The sequence below is a fragment of the Streptomyces sp. NPDC005799 genome, from assembly GCF_040630525.1.
Classification (GTDB): domain Bacteria; phylum Actinomycetota; class Actinomycetes; order Streptomycetales; family Streptomycetaceae; genus Streptomyces; species Streptomyces griseorubiginosus_B.
In genome coordinates this window covers 180,197-199,804 of record NZ_JBEXXQ010000009.1, presented here as the reverse complement: position 1 = coordinate 199,804, position 19,608 = coordinate 180,197, and the positions used below count along the sequence as shown (strand labels likewise).

Below are 19,608 nucleotides of genomic sequence, written 5' to 3'. Positions count from 1 at the left end.
CTAGGGCCGCACGGGGTTCCGTACGGCACGTCTTACGGTGTTGCCTGCTCAGCAACTGTTGTCTGCTCGACGTACTGGCGCAACGCCTTAATGTCGAGCGCTCCCGGGGCGCGCAGCGCCCGCGTGAACGCCCGGCGGCGTACCGCCTGGTCGAGACAGACCGAGACGGGGTGTACATACGCACCCCGGCCGGGCAGCGTACCGCGAGGATCGGGGACGCAAGCGTCCTTGATCGCCACGATGCGCAGCAGATCCGTCTTGGCCGCTCGCTCCCGGCACCCCACACAGGTGCGTTCAGGGCAGGCGCGGGCGTGCGTCCGGCCAGACACTCCTCAGTCTACCTCCCCGTACCGACCTCACCCCTCTGGGTGAGGTTTCGAACAACCGCCGAGCAAGATCCGTCTCGATCCAACCCACCCCGGGCCGAGATCTATTCCCCGGCCTGCTCGGTGTCGGGCCGGATGTCGATCCGCCAGCCGGTCAGGCGGGCCGCGAGGCGGGCGTTCTGGCCCTCCTTGCCGATCGCCAGCGACAGCTGGTAGTCCGGCACCGTCACGCGCGCGGAACGGGCGGCGAGGTCGACGACCTCCACCTTGGAGACCCGGGCCGGCGAGAGGGCGTTGGCGACCATCTCGGCCGGGTCGTCGGACCAGTCCACGATGTCGATCTTCTCACCGTTCAGCTCGCCCATCACATTGCGCACCCGGCCGCCCATCGGGCCGATGCAGGCGCCCTTGGCGTTCAGGCCCGAACGGGTGGACCGGACGGCGATCTTGGTGCGGTGACCGGCCTCACGGGCGATCGCGGCGATCTCCACGGACCCGTCGGCGATCTCCGGCACCTCCAGGGCGAAGAGCTTCTTCACCAGGTTGGGGTGTGTACGGGAGAGGGTCACCGAGGGGCCGCGGACGCCCTTGGCCACGCGGACGACGTACGACCGCAGCCGCATGCCGTGGGGGTAGGTCTCGCCCGGCACCTGCTCCTGCACGGGCAGGATGGCCTCCAGCTTGCCGATGTCCACGAGCACGTTCTTCGGGTCGCGGCCCTGCTGGACCACTCCGGTGACGATGTCGCCCTCGCGGCCGGCGTACTCGCCGAGCGTCGCGTCGTCCTCGGCGTCGCGCAGCCGCTGCAGGATGACCTGCTTGGCGGTGGTGGCGGCGATACGGCCGAAGCCGGACGGGGTGTCGTCGAACTCGCGGGGCTCCTGGCCCTCCTCGAGGTCCTCGGGGTCCTCCTTCGCCCACACGGTCACATGTCCGGTCTCCCGGTTGAGCTCCACGCGCGCGTGCCGGCGGCTTCCCTCGGTGCGGTGGTAGGCGATGAGGAGGGCCGACTCGATCGCCTCGACCAGCAGGTCGAAGGAGATCTCCTTCTCCCGTACCAAGCCCCGCAGGGCACTCATGTCGATGTCCACGGCTACGCCTCCTCTTCCTTCTTGTCGTCCTTGTCGTCCTTGCGGCTGAACTCGACCTGCACGCGCGCCTTCTCGACGTCGCCGAAGGCGACTCTGCGTGCGGTGGCCTTGCGCCCCTTGACCCCGGGCACTTCGAGGTCGACGCCCTCGTCGTCGACGTCGAGGATCCTGGCGACCAGTTCGCCGCCCTCGGTCAGCTGGAACCTCACCAGCCGGCCCTTGGCGCGCAGATAGTGCCGGTGCTCCTTGAGGAGGCGTTCCGCGCCCGGGGTGCCGACCTCGAGGGTGTACTCCCCCTCGCCCATAGCGTCCGTCTCGTCGAGCTTCGCCGAGAGCGCGCGGCTCACATCGGCGATCTGGTCCAGATCCGCACCCGTGTCGGAGTCGACGACGACGCGCAGCACCCGCTTGCGTCCGACGGAGTCCACCGCGATCTCTTCGAGATCCAGGCCCTGGGAGCTGACGAGCGGTTCCAGGAGCTCTCGCAGCCTCTCGCTCTGGGTGGTGCTCATCCGGGTGACTCCTCGGCCGCGTGTGCTGTTGTGGGATGGTCGCGTGTCTGGTCAAAGGGTATCCGGTCGCAGGGAGTGTTGCCGTCCACCTGTGCACGGCCGGTGCCGATGAGCGGCACCGAACGTGAGCGCGGGTACCGTGATCACGGCGGAACACTCCCCGCCCGTGTGTTCGCCCGATGTTCGTACGAGCCCCCGAGGACGTCACCCGTGCAGTACCCCCCACACCCGCGCACCCTCTCGGGGCCGCGCAGAAGATCCCTGCTCGCCTCCGTCGCCGGGACCGCCCTGCTGGCGGGCTGTTCGCACGGCTCCGGGGAGTCCGAGGAGAGCACCGGCGGCAGCCCGTCGCTCACCGCGAGGGCACGCGCGCGTGCGGCTCGGGAGAGCGCGGGGCTGCTGCAGCGGTACGACGCCGTGCTCGCCGCGCATCCGGCGGCGGCGGAGCGGCTGCGGCCCCTGCGGGCGGAGGTCGTGCGGCACACGGAGGCGTTCGGAGGGACGGTGGCGAAGGGAAGCCCGGCGTCCGCGTCGCCCTCCGCGTCGGCGTCCGGGCAGGTGCCCGGGTCACCGTCCGCCGCCGTACCGGTCGACGAGAAGGAGGCCGTCGCGCAGCTCGCCGCCGCCGAGCGGGCGCTGGCCGAACGGCGTACGACGGCGCTCCTGGACATGCCGGGAGAGCTGGCGCGACTGCTGGCGTCGGTCGCGGCGGCCGGGGCGGCGCACGCGTATCTGCTGACGGAGGGTGCCAGGTGAGCGACGAGAGCAGACAGAAGGCGCTCAAGGCCCTGCAGGCGGCGCTGGCCGCCGAGCACGCGGCGGTCTACGGCTACGGAGTGGTCGGCGGCCGGATCGGCGAGGACCGGCGCGCCGAGGCCCGATCCGCCTACGACGCCCACCGCTCCCGCCGTGACGCCCTCACCCGCGACATCCGGGACCTCGGGGGCACGCCGGTCGCCGCGGCGGCCGCGTACGCGCTGCCGTTCCCGGTGCCGGACCCGGCGGCGGCCGTGAAGCTGGCCGCGGAACTGGAGGACCGGGTGGCCGGGGTGTACTCCGACGTGGTGCGGGCCACCGAGGGCGAGCGGCGGCGCTCGGGTGCCGAGGCGCTGCGGGAGGCGGCGGTGCGGGCGGTGCGCTGGAGCGGGGAGAGCGTAGCCTTCCCTGGGCTCGCCGAGCGGGCGGCCACGACCGGCACGACCTCCGCCTCGCCGACGCCCTCGGCGTGATGGGCACGGGAAGGGAACGACTCGGGTATGGCTTTCGAACCCCCGCGGCGTCTGGTGCGGGCGCTCGGCGAGACGGCACCGGACGGTGACGGCTGGCTGGAGAAGCTGCCCGAGGCGGCGGAACGGGCCGTCGCGCTACGCGAGTTGACCGTGGAGCGGGTGCAGGTGCCCGGGGGCCGCAGCAGCCTGGTCGTGCTGGTCCGGCGCCCCGACGGCAGCCCGGCCGTGCTCAAACTGGCGCCGCCGCGGTCGCGGCCGGGGGCCGAACGGGCGGCGCTGTCCCACTGGGGCGGCCTCGGAGCCGTAGAACTCGTCGAAAACGTGCCCCAGGGCGATGCGCAGGACGGTGTGCTGCTGCTGGAGCGACTGCACCCTGACGTCTCCGTGCGGTCGCTGCCGGAGGCGAAGGCGTTGCTGGAGGCGGCGGGGACCCTGCGGCGGCTGTGGGTGGAGCCGCCCGCCGGTCATGTCTTCGAGACGGTCGCCGAGCGGACGGGGCGGCAGGCGGAGGCCATGAGGGCCGGCGCGGGTGCCTTCGGCGAGGTGGCCGGACTGGTCGACGCGGCGCTCGGAGCGCGGGCCGAGCTGTTGGGTGCGCCGCCCGAGGGGCGGTTGCTGCACGGGACGTTCCGGCAGAGCAAGGTGCTGGCCGGGGAGCGGATGCCGTGGTTGGCCGTGGGACCGGATCCGGTGGTCGGGGAGAGTGCGTTCGATCTGGCGCGGTTGGTGCGGGATCGGGTGGAGGACTTGATCGCCTCGCCGTCGGGGGCGGCGACCACTCGGCGGCGGGTCAAGCGGTTGGCCGAGTCGTTGGACGTGGATCAGGAGCGGTTGCGGGGGTGGACGTTGTTCCGGGCCGTGGAGTCGGGGGTGCGGGCCCTTCGGGTGGGGCGGGCGAAGGACGCGGAGCTGTTGCTCGAATTCGCCGGGTGGCTCTGACCTCCGGGTGGTTCCGAGGCCTCGGGTCGCCGCCGGGCCGGTAGGACGGTTCAACGCCCGTGAGGTCGTGAGGTCCTCTCAGGCGTGACGAACCAGCGGAGCCACCCAGCAGACGCGGATCATTGCGTGTCGTTGTGCATCCCTGGGGAGACAGTTGTGTGCGTCCGCGTTTGCATGGCAGACGATCTGCCGAGAATCGCGGTCTGGGATCCTGACGAGGTCAGCATCGTTGTGGCCAGAGGCGTCCAGGCACGCGACGCGCTCCGGGAGATCAGTGACATCCTGACGATCGATCTGGGTGCCACCGCGTCGCGCGGCGGTCTGCTCGTGTGTTTCTGCGGTATGCGCGTGGAGCTTCCGCGCGAGCTCGCCCCCCGCGCCCCCTCCCCCTGTGCCGTGGGGTGACCGTCCGTCGGCCGACCGGTGCGGAGACGGACTTGAGAGCGAGCACGGGTCAGTCCGCGGCGGCCTTGCGGGCCCGCTGCACCGTCCGCTCGTCCAACACGACCTGTTCCGGGAGGAGTTCCGCGGTGCGGGTGGTGCCCTGCGGGCCCGGCGGGAGTCCAGCAGGGCCGGGTCGGTGACGACCAGGCGGACCGTGGCGCCCAGGGCACGCCACTCGACGACGGCCGTCCTGCGGGGCTCGACCGGCGCGCTCACCACGACGCCCCCGAGGTGGAGACCGGTGGAGCCGGTGCCGTTGGCGGACAAACATTCCGGTGGCGGCCGCCAGTGTGACGGCCGCCGCTGTCGCCGCGGTGCGGCGGGTCCCCCTACGGACCGCGGCGAGAAGTCTGTGAGGCAGCTTCAGGTGCCCCCAGAGGTTTCCGAGGAGTTCCTTTACGCGGTGAGGCGGGCGATCGCCTCGTCCACCGTCAGCTCCTCGCGCTCACCGGTCCTGCGGTCCTTGAGCTCCAGCACGCCCTCGGCGGAGCGGCGGCCGGCGACCAGGATCTGCGGTACGCCGATGAGCTCGGCGTCGGTGAACTTCACGCCCGGGGAGACGCCGGCGCGGTCGTCGACGAGGACGCGCAGGCCCGCGGCGCGCAGCTTCTCGGAGACCTCCAGGGCCAGTTCGGTCTGCAGGGCCTTGCCGGCGGCGACGACGTGGACGTCGGCGGGCGCGACCTCCTTCGGCCACACCAGGCCCTTGTCGTCGGCGGTCTGCTCGGCGAGCGCGGCGACGGCGCGGGAGACGCCGATGCCGTAGGAGCCCATGGTCACGCGGACCGGCTTGCCGTTCTGGCCGAGGACGTCGAGCTTGAGGGCGTCGGCGTACTTGCGGCCGAGCTGGAAGATGTGGCCGATCTCGATGGCGCGGTCCAGCTTCAGGCCGGTGCCGCACTGGGGGCAGGGGTCGCCCTCCTGGACGACCACGACGTCGACGTACGCGTCGACCTGGAAGTCACGTCCGGCGACGACGTTCTTGGCGTGCGTGTGGGCCTTGTTGGCGCCGGTGATCCAGGCCGTGCCGGGGGCCACGCGCGGGTCGGCGATGTACGTGACCTTCTCGCCGCGGCCCTGCGGGCCGACGTAGCCGCGGACCAGGTCCGGGCGGCCGGCGAAGTCGGCCTCGGTCACCATCTCGACGACCGCCGGGGCGAAGTGCGCCTCGACCTTGTCCATGTCGACCTCGCGGTCGCCGGGGACACCGACGGCGACGATCTCGCCGTCGACCTTGACGAGGAGGTTCTTCAGGGTGGCGGAGGCCTCGACGCCGAGGTGGGCGGCGAGGGTCTCGATGGTCGGGGTGTCCGGGGTGGGGATCTCCTCGAGCGCGGGCACGCCGTCGGCGTCCACCGGCTTCAGCTCGTAGGTGATCGCCTCGGTGTTGGCGGCGAAGTCGCAGTTCGGGCAGTCGGCGAAGGTGTCCTCGCCGGCTCCGGCCGGGGCGAGGAACTCCTCGGACTTGGAGCCGCCCATGGCGCCGGCGGTGGCGGCGCAGATGCGGTAGTCGAGGCCGAGGCGCTCGAAGATCCGCTGGTAGGCCTGGCGGTGCAGGGCGTAGGACTGGGCGAGGCCCTCGTCCTCGGTGTCGAAGGAGTACGAGTCCTTCATCAGGAACTCGCGGCCGCGCAGGATGCCGGCCCGCGGGCGGGCCTCGTCGCGGTACTTGTGCTGGATCTGGTAGAGGATGACCGGCAGGTCCTTGTACGAGGACGCCTGGTCCTTCACCAGCAGGGTGAAGATCTCCTCGTGGGTCGGGCCGAGGAGGTAGTCGCCGCCCTTGCGGTCCTTGAGGCGGAACAGCTCCTGGCCGTACTCGTCCCAGCGGCCGGTGGCGTCGTAGGGCTCCCGGGGCAGCAGGGCGGGGAGCAGGACCTCCTGGGCGCCGATCGCGTCCATCTCCTCACGGACGACGCGCTCGACGTTGGCCAGCACCTTCTTGCCCAGCGGCAGCCAGCTCCAGATGCCGGCCGCGGTGCGGCGGACGTAGCCGGCGCGGACGAGCAGCTTGTGGCTGAGGACCTCGGCGTCCGCCGGGTCGTCGCGCAGCGTCTTCGCCATCAACTGGGACATGCGCTGGACCGGTGCGTTGGCCATGGTTCTCGTACTCCTGCCGGGAAAACAGTGATGGCTAGGAGGTTAGCCGGGGTCGCTGTGCCGGTGGAAATCCGTTACCGGTGGCGCAGCGGGAGGGGGGCGCCCATCACGGCGTACGGCTTCGGGGCGCTGGGGAACAGGACGCGGCGGGCCAGGTCCTCGTAGCCGAGGGAGTGGTAGAGGCCGCGGGCCGGGCTGTCGGTGTCGATCGCGGACAGGATCGAGCGGGGTTCGGCGGCGGCGTCGGTGATGGTGGTGATCAGGGAGCGGCCGATGCCGCGGTTCTGGTAGTGGGGGTGGACGTGCAGCTCGGTGATCACGAAGGAGTCGTCGAGCCAGGCGTCGTGGCCCTGGGCGCGGAGATAGGGCTCGACGACGGTCGACCACCAGTGGGTGCGGTCGTTCGGCATGCCGTACACGAACCCGACGAGCCGGCCGCCGCTGGTGGCGCCGAGGGCGCGGGCTCCGGGGTAGGTCATGTGGCGCAGGACGATCTGTCGGCGGACGGCCACTTCGTCCGCGCCGAGGCCGAAGGCGACGGCCTGGACGGCGAGAGCCTCGTCTACGTGGGCGGGGAGGTCGAGGGGGCCGATGACGAGGTCCATGCGGGGGAGACTACAGGTCTCCCAGGAGGCTCAGAACAGCACTGTGAACAGCGACTAGAAGAGCACGCTCGTGAACGCGCCGACCTCCTGGAATCCCACCTTCAGGTAGGTCCGCCGCGCCGGGGTGTTGAAGTCGTTGACGTACAGGCTCACCACCGGCGCCACGTCGGCCAGGGCGTACCGCAGGACCGCCGCCATGCCGGGCACGGCGAGGCCCCTGCCCCGGTACTCGGGGGCCACCCAGACGCCCTGGATCTGGCAGGCCTGCGGGGTCGCCGCGCCGATCTCGGCCTTGAAGACGACCTTGCCGTGCTCGTCGAGGCGGGCGAAGGAGCGGCCGGAGCCGACGAGTTCGGCGACCCGGGCCTGGTAGAGCAGACCGCCGTCGCCGGCCAGCGGGGAGACGCCGACCTCCTCGGTGAACATCGCCACGCACGCCGGCATGATCGTTTCCATCTCGTCCTTGCGGATGCGGCGGACGTACGGATCGGGGGCTATGTCGGCGGGCATGCGGTCGGCGACCATGAGCGGCTGGTGGGCGCGGACCTCGCGGGCGGGGCCCCAGCTGGGTTCGAGCAGCCGCCACAGCTGGGTGGTGGCCTCGGCGGGGCCGACGATGGAGGAGCAGCGGCGGCCGGCCCGGCGGGCGCGGTCGGCGAAGGAGCGCACGGCGCGCGGGGTGGCGCAGATCGGGACCAGGTTGGCGCCGGCGTAGCACAGGGACGTGAGCATGCCGTCCTCGTAGAAGCCCCACATCTCGCCGCCGAGCCGCCACGGGTCGAGGCCGGCGACCTGGACGCGGGACGTCACGAAGGCGTTCGTGACCGGCTCGCGGTCGAGGACGGCGAGCGCGGCGTCCAGGTCGCTCGGTTCGAGCACTCGGGAGGTGGTCTGGGTCAACACGTGCGGGACCTCACGCTGAGGGTTCTGCTGATCTCCGCACTGTACCTGCCGAATGTGGGCCGCGCCGCCCCGTGCGGCGACGCGGCAGGGCCCGTACGTCAGCCGTGGCTCGTGGGATGGCCGTAGCCGACCTGTATCTCGTCGATCCGCAGCTGCTGGTAGAACGCGGGCACGGTGGGGGCGCCCCAGGTGGTGGGCACGTCGAGGCGGATGTAGCGGGTGCGCAGAGCGGCGGGGAGGTCGATGAAGCGGATGCCGCGGGCGCTCTCCAGCACCCCGGCCCTCACCTCACTCCATGTCGTTCCGTCGTCACTCACGGACACGGTGTAGTCCTTGATCCGCGCGGAGTCCTCCTTTCTGCCGAAGGTCTCCCGGTTGTATGTCGGCGACCATTCGCGCTGGTTGACGCCGAGGAAGGAGGCCTTGCGGACGCGGCCCAGGTCGAGGGTGTAACTGGCGGGCAGGACACCCTTGTTGTCGCTGTAGGTGGTGAAGTCGCCGTCGGTGAGGGCGGGATCGGAGGACTTGACCGCACCGGTCGGGTAGACGCCCTCACGCACGGGTGCGGTACGGACCTTGAAGACGGTGTCGTACGGGTCCCAGTCGGTGACGCCCTTGATGGTGAGGGTGCCGTCCTGCTGCTCGAAGTGGAACCGCTTGCCGGTGCGCAGGTCGGTGATCCTCTCGATCCGGTAGCCGTTGTCACGGATGCGGACCTGGTCGCCGGAGGTCGGCTTCGTGGTGACGTGGACGTACTGGGTCGTGCGGTCGGTGCGGCTGACGGTGATGTAGCCGTAGGAGCCGTCGTTCCAACTGCCGGGCTGCATACCGCCGTACATGAACCCGCCGCCGTACACCCCGTGCAGGGACTGCCAGATGGGCGGGAGGTAGTCCTTCATCAGGTCGAGGAACTTCTCCTGCTGGGCGGGGAAGCGGCCGTTGACCATGGCGGTGAAGTCGGCGAGGGAGAGGATGGAGTTGCCCGCGTTGGCGATGTACCGGTCGACGTTGAGACCGGTCGACACCGGGCGGTCCTGGCCGTCGTACCACCAGCTGCCGGTGTCGGGGACCTTGTAGCAGGACTCGGTCAGGCGGGGCATCGGGGTCCAGATCGCCGACGGCTGGTCGTACGGCGGGGTCATGCCGACCTTCTGCTCATGGGACACCATGTCCATGATCGGGGTGTCCTCGTTGTTGTTGCTCAGGGTCATGTCCGGGCGCAACTGGCGGATCTGCTCGTAGAGCTGGTGCTGTTCCCAGTACTCGTTGTCGTTGTCGATCCAGAAACCCGACAGCTTCGGGTACTTCTTCATGACCTCGAAGAAGTTGTCGTAGCTGAACTCGCCGAAGCCCTCGCGGGTGGTGAGGTCGACGTCGTGGCCCTTGTAGGCCGAGTAGGCGGCGGAGTCGAGGGTCTCGACGCCCTGCTCGTTGTGCCACTTGGGGTCGTCGGTCATGTAGAGGATGACCTTCAGGCCCTTCTTGGCGGCCGCGTCGACGAGTTCACCGAGGATGTCCCGCTTGGTCGAGCAGGAGCCGGGGATCGCCGACGGCCAGGGGCGGGCGTAGCCGAGGCGGGAGTGGAAGGTGGCGAGGACGATGTAGCTCGCGCGGATCTTGCGGGCCTCGTCGACCCAGTAGTCCGGGTTCCAGCCGCCGTCGGTGACGTCCTTCTCCCAGCTCGCGCAGTCGAGGTGTTTGGGCGCGGTGAACATGCCCCAGTGCAGGAACATGCCGGCGGTGGCATGGCGCAGCATGGTCTGGCGGGGCGGGTACGCGGGGTGGTGCGCGGCCGCCGCCTGCGACGCGGGCGCGGCGAACAGGCCGCAGAGCAGGGCGAGTACGGCCACCCACAGCAGGTGGACGGTGCTCCGTGCGGGTCTCATGGATACGTGACCTCTGTTCCGTTGACGAACACTTTCCTCAGGACGAGATCCGGTGCGGACTCGATGACGTTCGGCTCGGCGATGCCGGTGAAGTCGCAACGCTCGATGCGGATGTGGCGGAAGGGGTCGGAGTCCAGGCCTTCGAGGTTGATGGCGCGGCGGGCGCCGTCGTGGACCATGTCCTGGACGTGGACGTTGCGGATGACCGCCGGGCGGTCGCCGGTCTGGCCGGAGTAGCGGGTGGTCAGGTAGACGCAGTCCCGGTCGATCTGCCGTCCGGTGAAGCGGCGGACGTACACGCCGTCGATGGCGCCGCCGCGCTTCTTGTTGGTCTTCAGGAAGACGGGATGGCGAGGGTTGTATCGGCCGGGGAAATCAAGGGGGTTGATGCGGCAGTCCTCGGCGAAGACGTCGTACACCCCGCCGGACATCTCGCTGCCGACCGCGATACCGCCCCACCTCCCGGAGAACACGCAGTCGCGTACGACGATGTTCCGGCTCGGCGTGCCGATCCGCAGGCCGTCCTCGTCGCGGCCGGACTTGACCGCGATCGAGTCGTCCTCGGTGTGGAAGCGGCAGCCGGTGATGTAGACGTCCTCGCAGCACTCGGGGTCGCAGCCGTCGCTGTTGTTGATGCGGCCGATGACGTCGACGTCCTGGATCAGGATGTTGCGGGACAGCACCGGGTGGAGGGTCCACATGGCCGGTTCGAGGACCGTGACATCGCGGATGAGGATGTTCCGGCAGCGGTAGAACTGGACCATGTTGGGGCGCAGGTAGTGGCCGGCGCCGAAGACCCGCTCGGCGACGGGCACGCCCCGCTCGCCCATGCCGCGCAGCGCCTCCTGGTCGGCGGGGGCGCCGCCGCCGGGATCGCGCCAGCTCTTCCAGGGTCCCGCCATGCCCTGTCCGTCGAGGGTGCCGGGGCCGGTGATCGCGAGGTCGCGCTGGCCGTGGGCGTATATGAAGGGCGAGTAGTTGTAGCACTCGGTGCCCTCGAAGCGGGTGAGGACGACCGGGAGGTAGTCGGCGGGGTCGGTGCTGAACAGGACCGTGCCCTGGACATGCAGGTCCACCCCGCTGAGCAGGTGGATCGCACCGGTGAGGAACACGCCCTCGGGGACGACGACATGGCCGCCCCCGGCCTCGTGGCAGGCCTCGACGGCCCGGCGGAAGGCCAGCGTGTTCTTGGTGGTGCCGTCGCCGACCGCGCCGTAGCGGCGGATGTCGAAGAAGCGGTGCGGGAAGGCGGGCGGGCGGATGCGGGCGAGGATGCGGGGGACGCGGGACCAGGGGTCGGCGGGGGCGACCAAGGCCGGCGGCCTCGGCAGGACGAGGGCGGCGCCGGAGGCCTTCAGGAGCGTGCGGCGTCTCATGGCGTCGTCACCTCCGTGCCGTTGACGGTGACGTGCCGTTCGGTGAGGTCGTCGGTGTACGTCACGCTGTCCGGGCCGCGGACCCCGGTGAAGTCGCAGTGGTCCAGGTGGACGCCGTGGAGGTGGTCGGTGGCGAGGCCCTCGAGGTTCAGGACCGCCTTCGCTCCGTCCAGGCGGGTACGGCGGACGGTGATGTCCTCGACGGTGACCGGGAGGGTGCCGTTCTCACCGCCGTTGTAGTTCGCGGTGACGTAGACGGCCTCGCGGTCCACGTCCGTACCCGTGAAGTCCCGGATGTGCACACCGGAGACGAACCCGCCGCGCTTCTTGCTGGTCTTGACGTACAGCGGATACTTGACCGGATAACGGCCGGGGAATTGCGGCGAGTTGACGACACATCGCTCGGCGAAGACGTTCCGTACCCCGCCCGACATCTCGCTGCCGACCGCGAGCCCGCCCCAGCGCCCGGAGAATCGGCAGTCCTGCACGACGACGTTCTCACTGGGCACGCCGACGCGCCGGCCGTCCTCGTCGCGCCCCGACTTCACGGCGACACAGTCGTCGTTGGTGTCGAAGGAGCACTCGCTGATGTGCACGTCCCGGCATGCCTCGGGGTCGCAGCCGTCAGTGTTGTAGAGGGTGCTGTCGACGGTGACGCGACGGACGGTGACATTGCTGCACAACACCGGGTGCACGGTCCACATCGGCGGGTCGACCAGCGTGACGTCGCTGACCAGGACATTGCGGCAGCGGTGGAACTGGATCAGCTGGGGCCGCAGGTAGTGCCCGGCGCCAAAGACCCGCTCGGCGACCGGGACGCCCGAACTGCCCATCTGGCGCAGGAGCTTCTGGTCGGGCGACTGGAGCTTGCCGTCGCGGTACCAGCTCTCCCAGGGGCCGAGCCGGGCCTGCCCGTCGATGATGCCGGTGCCGGTGACGGCGACGTTCTCGCAGCCGTGGGCGTAGACGAATGGCGAGTAGTTCCAGCACTCGGTGCCCTCCCAGCGGGTGAGCACCGCGGGGAGGTAGTCGGCGGGGTCGGGGCTGAAGGCGATGACGGCGTTCTCGGTGACATGGAGGTCGACGTTGCTCCGCAGATGGATCGCCCCCGTCAGGTACCTGCCATCAGGTACGACGACCCGGCCGCCGCCCGCCTCATGAGCGGCGGCGACGGCCCGCCGGAACGCCTCGGTGCACGGGGTCACTCCCCCGGCGACGGCGCCGAAGTCCCGTATGTCGAACCGGCGGCCGGGGAATCGCGGCGGCCGGATCCGGGCGAGGATGCCGGGCACCCGGGCCCAGGGGTCGGCGGGGACCGCCTCGGCGGGCGGCGGCGTCAACAGCGGGGCGGCCGCGGCCAGGCCCCCCGCGGCGAGGGCGGTGCGTCGGGAGATGCGGGCGGTGCGTCGGGGGAAGCTTGCGCGCAAGGGGGATCACCTGTTTCTCACGGACGGTGCGGGTACGGGCCGGTCGGTCAGCCGTGGGCCTGCTCCTCCCTCACCCGGGTGACCAGCTGCGTCGGATTGACGAAGCGCAGCGCGATCACCAGCAGCACCAGCATCGACGCCGTGTACATCACGGCCATCGCGTCGATGGACTGCTGCGTACGGATGCCGGCCGAGAAGACGGCGTAGTAGAGGGCGACGACCAGCGTCTGGCTGTCCGGGCCCGCGGTCAGGAACGTCAGCTCGAACATGCCGACCGTGCGGACGAGGACCAGCACGGACGCGGCGAGGATGCCCGGCACCAGCAGCGGCGCGAGGACCCGCAGCAGCACGGACGCCGTCCGCGCCCCGCACATCCGCGCCGCCGCCTCGATGCGCGGGTCGATCTGCTCGATGAACGGGGTCATGGTCAGCACCACGAACGGCACCGACGGCACGAGGTTCGCCAGCACGACCCCGGTCAGCGTGCCCGCCAGCTGGAACTTGTACAGCACGGTGGCGAGCGGGATGCCGTACGTCAGCGGCGGCACCAGGATCGGCAGCAGGAACAGCAGCAGGACCAGCTTCTTGCCGGGGAAGTCGCGGCGGGCGAGCGCGTAGGCGGCCGGGACGCCGACGGCCACCGACACCGCGACCACCAGCAGCGAGACCAGCGCGGTCGTCCAGAAGACCTGCCCCAGCGAGAACTCCCGCCATGCCTCGCCGTACCACTTCGTCGTCCAGCCCTCGGGCAGCCAGCTGGTGAACCAGCGGGTGCCGAAGGAGTCGGCGAGCGGGACGCCCACGATCCCGGCGAGGTTGACCAGGAAGAGCCCGAAGACGAGCACGGCGGCCCAGGCACCGGGCTTGCGCCACCAAGGCCGCGGGCGCGCGGAGGCCTCCTGCGCCGGTGCGGGCGCTTCGAGTACGTCGGTCATCAGCCCTTGCCTCCCGTCGCCCCGCGGTACAGCAGCGAGCGCCAGCCCAGCACCAGGACGACCACCGCGAGCATCACGCCGGCCATGACCATCGCGATCGCCGAGCCCAGCGAGTAGTCGAACTTCTGGAAGGCCGCCTGGTAGGCCTCGATGGAGATGACGTGCGTGGCGCCGCGCGGGTCACCGACCAGTTGCGCGGAGGGGAACACCGCGAAGGCCAGCACGAAGGAGAGACAGAAGGTGATCGCGAGGCCGGGGGCGAGCAGCGGCAGCATGATGTGCCGGAAGCGGTGCCACCGTCCCGCGCCGAGCGTGGCCGCCGCCTGCTCCAGGCTGGGGTCGATGCCGGTGAGGTACGACAGCGTCAACAGGTAGGAGAAGGGGAAGCCGGTGATGACCAGCGAGGCCAGAACTCCCCAGTAGTTGTGCACGAGTTGGAGGGGCTGGTCGGTCAGGCCGAGGTCGTGGAGGATCTTGTTGAGCCAGCCGCTGGGACCGAGGTAGCCGAGCAGGCCCTCGGCGGTGAGGACCGTGCCCAGCGTGATCGGCATGACCAGGATCGTGGTCAGCAGCCGGCGCCCGCGGAAGGGGCGGCGGGTGCCGAAGGCGACGGGGACGGCCGCGAGGCAGTTGATCAGCGCGGCGGGCACGGCGAGCCTGAGGGTGATCCAGATCGTCTCGCGCAGATAGGGATCGTCGTAGAACCGCCGGTAGTTGGCCAGCGCTCCCCCGCCGTGCTGCGGCTGGAAGGAGAGCTGAAGGCCGTAGAGGAAGGGGTAGCAGAACAGCAGGACGAGGAAGACGACACCGGGGAGCGCGAGCAACAGCGTGCGGTCGACCCCCCGTTCGGCGAGGCGATGGCGCAGGGCGGGCTTTCCCGTGCCGACGGCGCTCATGAGGCCGTCACCGTCTTCGGGTTGGCCGCCGCCGTCCGCGTGTCGTCGGCCGCGAACACCAGCACCCGCTCGGCGGGCGCGGCCAGCCGCACCTCGTCGTCCGGGGCGAGCCGGGCGCGGGTACGGAAGTGGACCTGCCGGCCGTCCGACAGGGCCGCCTCGACGGCGAGTTCGCGACCGTGGTACTCGACGACCTCGACCCGGGCGGGCAGTCCGGCTCCCTCGTCGGCGACGACGTCCAGGTCCTCGGGCCGCACCGCAACCGTCACCAGGCCGCCGGCGGCCGCACCGGACCGGTCCAGGCCGGTCAACCGGGTTCCGGCGAGGTCCACTTGGGCGTGCTCACCGTCGGTCGAGACCAGGCTCGCGTCGAGCATCGTGCGGTAGCCCATGAACCCGGCGACATAACGGTTGGCCGGACGGGCGTACACCTCCTCGGGTGTGCCGATCTGCTGTGTGCGCCCGTCACGCAGCACGACCAGCCGGTCGGCCAGCGACAGCGCCTCCTCCTGGTCATGGGTGACGTACACCGTGGTGAGGCCGAGACGCCGGTGCAGACGCTTGATCTCGGCGCGCATCTCCAGACGCAGAGCCGCGTCCAGGTTGGACAGCGGCTCGTCCATCAGCACCAGACGCGGTTCGAGGACGACGGCCCGGGCGATGGCGACGCGCTGCTGCTGCCCGCCGGAGAGCTGCCCGGGCCGCTTGTGCGCGTGCTCGGTGAGATGCACCAACTCAAGGGCCCGGTCGGTGCGTTCGGCCGCCTCCGCCTTCGGCACCCGGCCCATCCGCAGCCCGAAGGCGACGTTGCCGCGGACGCTCATGTGCGGGAAGAGGGCGTAGTTCTGGAAGACCATGCCGAACCCGCGCCGCTCGGGGGCCAGTTGGTCGATGCGCTCACCGTCCAGCAGGATCGCGCCGCCGGTCAGCGGCAGCAGCCCGGCCAGACAGTTGAGCGCGGTGGACTTGCCGCAGCCGGAGGGTCCGAGCAGCGCGACGAACTCACCGCCAGAGATCTCCAACTCCAGCTCGTGCAGCGCCTGGTGGCGTCCGAACCGGCGCGAGACACGCTCCAGGCGCAGGGTGTGGAACCGGGCCATGCGATCAACCGCCCGCCACGTTCCGGCTCCACAGGTCGAACGCGGTGACCTGCTGCTGGGCCGGGAGGGACGGCTTCTTCGGGAACTGGTCGATCCAGGAGTCGAAGTCCTTGTTCCCGTACGTGGCGATCGTCTGCTGCGACTTGGCGGGAGCCATCGACAGCGGTACGTCCTTCACCGCCGGGCCCGGGTAGAAGTAGCCGTCGTCGTACGCCTTCGCCTGCTGCTTCGGCGTCAGGATCCACTTGATGAGGTTGAGGTCGGCGGACATGACGTCCGCGCTCACACCCTTCGGTACGACCGCGTACTGGGCGTCGGTCACCCACGTCATGTCGTCGAAGTGCGCGACCGCCATCTTCTTCGGGACGGTGCCCAGGGCGCGCGGGTTGATGTACCAGCCGGTGGTGCTCTGGATCATGTCGACCTGACCGGAGGCGAGGTTCTTCATCGTCTCGGTGGTCCCGGAGGCGTACGGCGCCGCGTACTTGTCGAGCTCCTTCAGATAGGCCCAGGTCTTGTCCCAGCCGTGCTCGGGATCGTTGGGGTCCTTGTCGCCGAGCAGGTACGGCAGCCCCATCAGCCAGGTGCGGCCGGGCCCGGAGTTGGCGGGGTCGGCGTACTGATAGCGCTTGGGGTGGGCCTTGGCCCAGGCGAGCAGCTCCTGCGGGGTCCTCGGCGGGCTCTTGACCTTGTCCGGGTCGTACTCGACGAGCGGTCCGGACGGGTAGTACACGATCGCCTGCCCCTTGCCCTGCGCCAACTTGGCCATGTCGGCGGCCGGCGGGAGGTAGTCCGGGCTGCCGATCGCGTCCTGGTGGGCGGCGAGGTCCGACCACAGGTTCTGCGAGAGACCGGCCGCGAGTCCGTCCGTGCCGGTGAGCACCAGGTCGATCTGGACCCGGCCGGCCTGCTGCTGCGCCTTGATCTTTCCGGCCAGGTCGGGCGCAGGGGCCTTGCCGTACGTCACCTTGTTGACGATGTCGGGGTGCTCCTTGCGGAACTCCTCGATCATCCCCTGGGTGAGCTGGAGGTTGCCCGCCACATCGAGGATGTCCAGGGCGACCGGCTTGGAGGGCTTGGCGGGAATCTTCTGATCCGCCCCCTTGTCATCGGATGACTTGTCGTCGGGAGCCCCGCAGGCAGCAACGGCACCGATGAGCAGCAGAGCCGCCACAGCGAGCCGTGGTGCGGGGTGTCGACGAGCTTGACGAGCTCTGGAGCTGTACTGCTTTCGGAACACGGCGGCTCCTGCAGGCGTCGGCCGGGTGGAGGCCCGGCAATGAGACAGCGCTTCCTCGGTCCGTGTGCTCGAACAAGGTCCTGCGAGACATCGGATCTGTCAAGGCGCTGAGCTCAGATTGGTCCGGACGAACCACGAACCCGCAGCTCAACGGGGAGCGTTACCGATTCGATGCCTTCGTCACCCGCCATCAACCGGGCGAGCGCATCGCCGGCCACGCGGCCGAGACCGCCGCGGGGTACCGCTACCGTGGTCAGCGGCGGCGAGGAGTAGCGGGCCAGGTCGATCTCGTCGAACCCGGTCAGGGACAGCTCCCCGGGCACCCGTACGCCCATCTCGGTCAGGCGGGACAACAGCCCCAGGGCGACGAAGTCGTTGTAGGCGACGACCGCGGTGGCGGCGCTGTCGACCACGGCAGGCCCGGCGCCGTACCCCTCGTCCGTGGTGGATCCGCAGGCCAGGACGGTCACCTCCAGCCCGAAGGCCCGGGCACCGGAGAGCGCCCGCAGCCGCTCCTTGTTGGCCCAGGAGCCCTGGGGGCCGGCAAGGTAGGCGACCTTGCGGTGGCCGAGCTGGGAGAGGTGCCCGCACAGCGCGAGCAGTCCCTGGTAGAAGTCCACGCACACGGAGGTCAGGGCGAGGCCGGGCTCCTGCCGGTTGGCGACGAGCAGCGGGACCCCAAACGCGACGAGGGCGGCGAGTTCCTGCCGCGTCATCCGGGGCGAGGCGAGCAGCAGCCCGTCCGCGTACCGCATCAGCTCCTCGGCCAGCTCCCGCTCCACGCCCGGATCCTCGTCGGAGTCCATGACGACGACCCGCGCGCCACGCTCCCGCGCGCTCGCGGAGAAGGTCTTGATCAGGTCGCTGAAGTGCGGGTTGGCGAGATCCGGCACGAGCACGCCGATACTTCCCGAACGCCCCCGGGCCAGCCCCTGGGCCGCCGCGCTCGGCCGGTACCCCAGCTCCTCGATGGCGAGCCGCACCCGGTCCGCGAGGACCGGGTCCACGGTCCCGATGCCGTTGAGCACCCGGGAGACGGTGGACACGGAGGCGTCCGCGGCGCGGGCGACGTCGGCGATGGTGACGCGCTTGGCCCGCCCGCCACTCCGAGCCGACCCGGGTTCCCGCACCCGCCGGGGTTCCGCCATGGCCATCGGGCTCTCCCTCCGGTCGGTCCCGAGAAGGCCCGAGGGAGCGCTTTCTCGACGACGACGGCTTCTGGGGAGAAGCTAGCGGTGGGGAGCCGGGTGGGGAAGATCCCATGCGGGTGGTGGCGGAGCGGGGACGCACGGTTCGGCCATGGCTGGGCGGGAGCGGGCGGGCTGATGACGCCGGGCAGGGCAGACGCGCCCCGTAGGGGCGCGGGGAACTGCGCGACCAGCCACGACGATGCACGCAGCCGACCGGAAACACCCGGCCGACCAGTGGCCGCTCCGCATCAACCCTTGACCGACACCTCGGGCTCGCCCGACGCGACCCCGGCCTCCTCCATCTGCTCGGCCAGCTTCATGGCCTCCTCGATGAGGGTCTCCACGATCTTCGACTCGGGGACGGTCTTGATGACCTCGCCCTTGACGAAGATCTGCCCCTTGCCGTTGCCGGACGCGACGCCGAGGTCGGCCTCACGCGCCTCACCCGGACCGTTGACGACACACCCCATGACGGCCACCCGAAGCGGAACCTCCATCCCCGTGAGCCCCGCCGTGACCTCCTCCGCGAGCTTGTACACGTCCACCTGCGCGCGCCCGCAGGACGGACACGACACGATCTCCAGGCCCCGCTGCTTGAGGTTCAGGGACTCCAGGATCTGGTTGCCGACCTTGACCTCCTCGACGGGAGGAGCGCTCAGCGAGACCCGGATCGTGTCGCCGATGCCCTGCGAGAGCAGCGCCCCGAAGGCGACCGCCGACTTGATCGTGCCCTGGAACGCCGGCCCCGCCTCGGTCACCCCGAGATGCAGCGGGTAGTCGCACTGCGCGGCGAGCTGCTTGTACGCCTCGATCATCACGACCGGGTCGTTGTGCTTGACGGAGATCTTGATGTCCCGGAAGTCGTGCTCCTCGAAGAGCGACGCCTCCCACAGCGCGGACTCCACCAGCGCCTCGGGCGTCGCCTTGCCGTACTTCTGCAGCAGCCGCCGGTCGAGCGAGCCGGCGTTGACGCCGATCCGGATCGGCGTGCCGTTGTCCTTGGCGGCCCGTGCGATCTCCTTGACCTTGTCGTCGAACTGCTTGATGTTCCCGGGGTTCACCCGCACCGCGGCGCAGCCGGCCTCGATCGCCGCGAAGACGTACTTCGGCTGGAAGTGGATGTCGGCGATGACCGGGATCTGCGACTTGCGGGCGATCGTGGCGAGCGCGTCCGCGTCGTCCTGCGTGGGGCACGCCACCCGCACGATCTGGCAGCCGGACGCCGTCAGCTCGGCGATCTGCTGCAGGGTCGCGCCGACGTCGGAGGTACGGGTCGTGGTCATGGACTGCACGGACACGGGCGCGTCACCGCCCACCGCCACGGACCCGACCTGGATCTGCCGGCTCTTCCGACGCTCGGCAACCCTGGTCGGAACGGACGGCATGCCGAGAGAAATCGCAGTCATCTG

19 protein-coding genes are annotated in these 19,608 nt (G+C 70.5%); 4 read left to right on the top strand and 15 right to left on the bottom strand.

The window, feature by feature from the left end:
• Window positions 1-32: 32 nt before the first annotated feature.
• The 3 genes from ABZ453_RS11820 to rimP form a co-directional block, all read right to left on the bottom strand.
• Entirely contained in the window at window positions 33-329 is a 297-nt protein-coding gene (locus ABZ453_RS11820; RefSeq protein ID WP_356769789.1) for a YlxR family protein, read from the bottom strand.
• A gap of 101 nt (window positions 330-430) precedes the next feature.
• Window positions 431-1,417 (bottom strand): transcription termination factor NusA, encoded by a 987-nt coding sequence (nusA, locus tag ABZ453_RS11815; RefSeq protein WP_133047437.1) that lies wholly within the window; start codon window positions 1,415-1,417, stop codon window positions 431-433.
• 2 nt (window positions 1,418-1,419) lie between these two features.
• Complete coding sequence (gene rimP, locus ABZ453_RS11810) at window positions 1,420-1,929, bottom strand: ribosome maturation factor RimP (RefSeq protein ID WP_359014050.1); 510 nt, start codon at window positions 1,927-1,929, stop codon at window positions 1,420-1,422.
• A 210-nt stretch (window positions 1,930-2,139) separates the two neighbouring features.
• Between rimP and ABZ453_RS11805 the strand changes: the two genes are divergently transcribed.
• The 4 genes from ABZ453_RS11805 (at window position 2,140) to ABZ453_RS11790 (ending at window position 4,502) form a co-directional block, all read left to right on the top strand.
• Window positions 2,140-2,685: a hypothetical protein gene (locus ABZ453_RS11805; RefSeq protein WP_359014048.1), complete on the top strand. Its 546-nt coding sequence runs from the start codon at window positions 2,140-2,142 to the stop codon at window positions 2,683-2,685.
• Window positions 2,682-3,158 carry a ferritin-like domain-containing protein gene (locus ABZ453_RS11800; protein WP_359014046.1) on the top strand — a complete coding sequence of 159 codons (477 nt, stop codon included), beginning with the start codon at window positions 2,682-2,684 and terminating at the stop codon, window positions 3,156-3,158. Before ABZ453_RS11805 ends, ABZ453_RS11800 begins: the two co-directional genes overlap by 4 nt.
• Window positions 3,159-3,185: 27 nt before the next feature.
• Window positions 3,186-4,097: an aminoglycoside phosphotransferase family protein gene (locus ABZ453_RS11795; protein WP_359014044.1), complete on the top strand. Its 912-nt coding sequence runs from the start codon at window positions 3,186-3,188 to the stop codon at window positions 4,095-4,097.
• A 174-nt stretch (window positions 4,098-4,271) separates the two neighbouring features.
• On the top strand, window positions 4,272-4,502 hold the full coding sequence (locus tag ABZ453_RS11790) for a hypothetical protein (protein ID WP_359014042.1): 231 nt from the start codon (window positions 4,272-4,274) through the stop codon (window positions 4,500-4,502).
• 435 nt (window positions 4,503-4,937) lie between these two features.
• Here the strand turns inward: ABZ453_RS11790 and ABZ453_RS11785 are convergent, their stop codons facing one another.
• The 12 genes from ABZ453_RS11785 to ispG all read right to left on the bottom strand — a co-directional run bounded on the left by ABZ453_RS11785 (window position 4,938) and on the right by ispG (window position 19,605).
• The gene (locus tag ABZ453_RS11785) at window positions 4,938-6,641 is read right to left on the bottom strand and encodes a proline--tRNA ligase (RefSeq protein WP_359014040.1); all 1,704 of its coding nucleotides are present in this window, start codon (window positions 6,639-6,641) and stop codon (window positions 4,938-4,940) included.
• A gap of 74 nt (window positions 6,642-6,715) precedes the next feature.
• Window positions 6,716-7,246: a GNAT family N-acetyltransferase gene (locus ABZ453_RS11780; protein WP_359014038.1), complete on the bottom strand. Its 531-nt coding sequence runs from the start codon at window positions 7,244-7,246 to the stop codon at window positions 6,716-6,718.
• A gap of 54 nt (window positions 7,247-7,300) precedes the next feature.
• A complete protein-coding gene (locus ABZ453_RS11775) occupies window positions 7,301-8,149 on the bottom strand; it encodes a GNAT family N-acetyltransferase (protein WP_359014036.1) in 849 nt (282 codons plus the stop codon).
• A 98-nt stretch (window positions 8,150-8,247) separates the two neighbouring features.
• On the bottom strand, window positions 8,248-10,035 hold the full coding sequence (locus tag ABZ453_RS11770) for an alpha-L-fucosidase (RefSeq protein WP_359014034.1): 1,788 nt from the start codon (window positions 10,033-10,035) through the stop codon (window positions 8,248-8,250).
• On the bottom strand, window positions 10,032-11,411 hold the full coding sequence (locus ABZ453_RS11765) for a glycoside hydrolase family 28 protein (RefSeq protein ID WP_359014032.1): 1,380 nt from the start codon (window positions 11,409-11,411) through the stop codon (window positions 10,032-10,034). The genes ABZ453_RS11770 and ABZ453_RS11765 overlap by 4 nt, the downstream gene beginning before the upstream one ends.
• Entirely contained in the window at window positions 11,408-12,838 is a 1,431-nt protein-coding gene (locus ABZ453_RS11760) for a glycoside hydrolase family 28 protein (protein ID WP_359014030.1), read from the bottom strand. Before ABZ453_RS11760 ends, ABZ453_RS11765 begins: the two co-directional genes overlap by 4 nt.
• Before the next feature lie 47 nt (window positions 12,839-12,885).
• Window positions 12,886-13,773, bottom strand: a complete 888-nt coding sequence (locus tag ABZ453_RS11755; protein ID WP_359014028.1) for an ABC transporter permease subunit — start codon at window positions 13,771-13,773, stop codon at window positions 12,886-12,888.
• Entirely contained in the window at window positions 13,773-14,669 is an 897-nt protein-coding gene (locus ABZ453_RS11750) for a sugar ABC transporter permease (RefSeq protein ID WP_359014025.1), read from the bottom strand. The genes ABZ453_RS11755 and ABZ453_RS11750 overlap by 1 nt, the downstream gene beginning before the upstream one ends.
• Window positions 14,666-15,769: an ABC transporter ATP-binding protein gene (locus ABZ453_RS11745; protein WP_359014023.1), complete on the bottom strand. Its 1,104-nt coding sequence runs from the start codon at window positions 15,767-15,769 to the stop codon at window positions 14,666-14,668. The genes ABZ453_RS11750 and ABZ453_RS11745 overlap by 4 nt, the downstream gene beginning before the upstream one ends.
• A gap of 4 nt (window positions 15,770-15,773) precedes the next feature.
• Entirely contained in the window at window positions 15,774-16,943 is a 1,170-nt protein-coding gene (locus tag ABZ453_RS11740; RefSeq protein WP_359014021.1) for an extracellular solute-binding protein, read from the bottom strand.
• 179 nt (window positions 16,944-17,122) lie between these two features.
• On the bottom strand, window positions 17,123-18,163 hold the full coding sequence (locus ABZ453_RS11735) for a LacI family DNA-binding transcriptional regulator (protein WP_359014019.1): 1,041 nt from the start codon (window positions 18,161-18,163) through the stop codon (window positions 17,123-17,125).
• Between the two features lie 284 nt (window positions 18,164-18,447).
• Window positions 18,448-19,605, bottom strand: coding sequence for a flavodoxin-dependent (E)-4-hydroxy-3-methylbut-2-enyl-diphosphate synthase (gene ispG / locus ABZ453_RS11730; RefSeq protein ID WP_359014016.1), 1,158 nt, complete (start codon window positions 19,603-19,605; stop codon window positions 18,448-18,450).
• Window positions 19,606-19,608 lie beyond the last annotated feature (3 nt).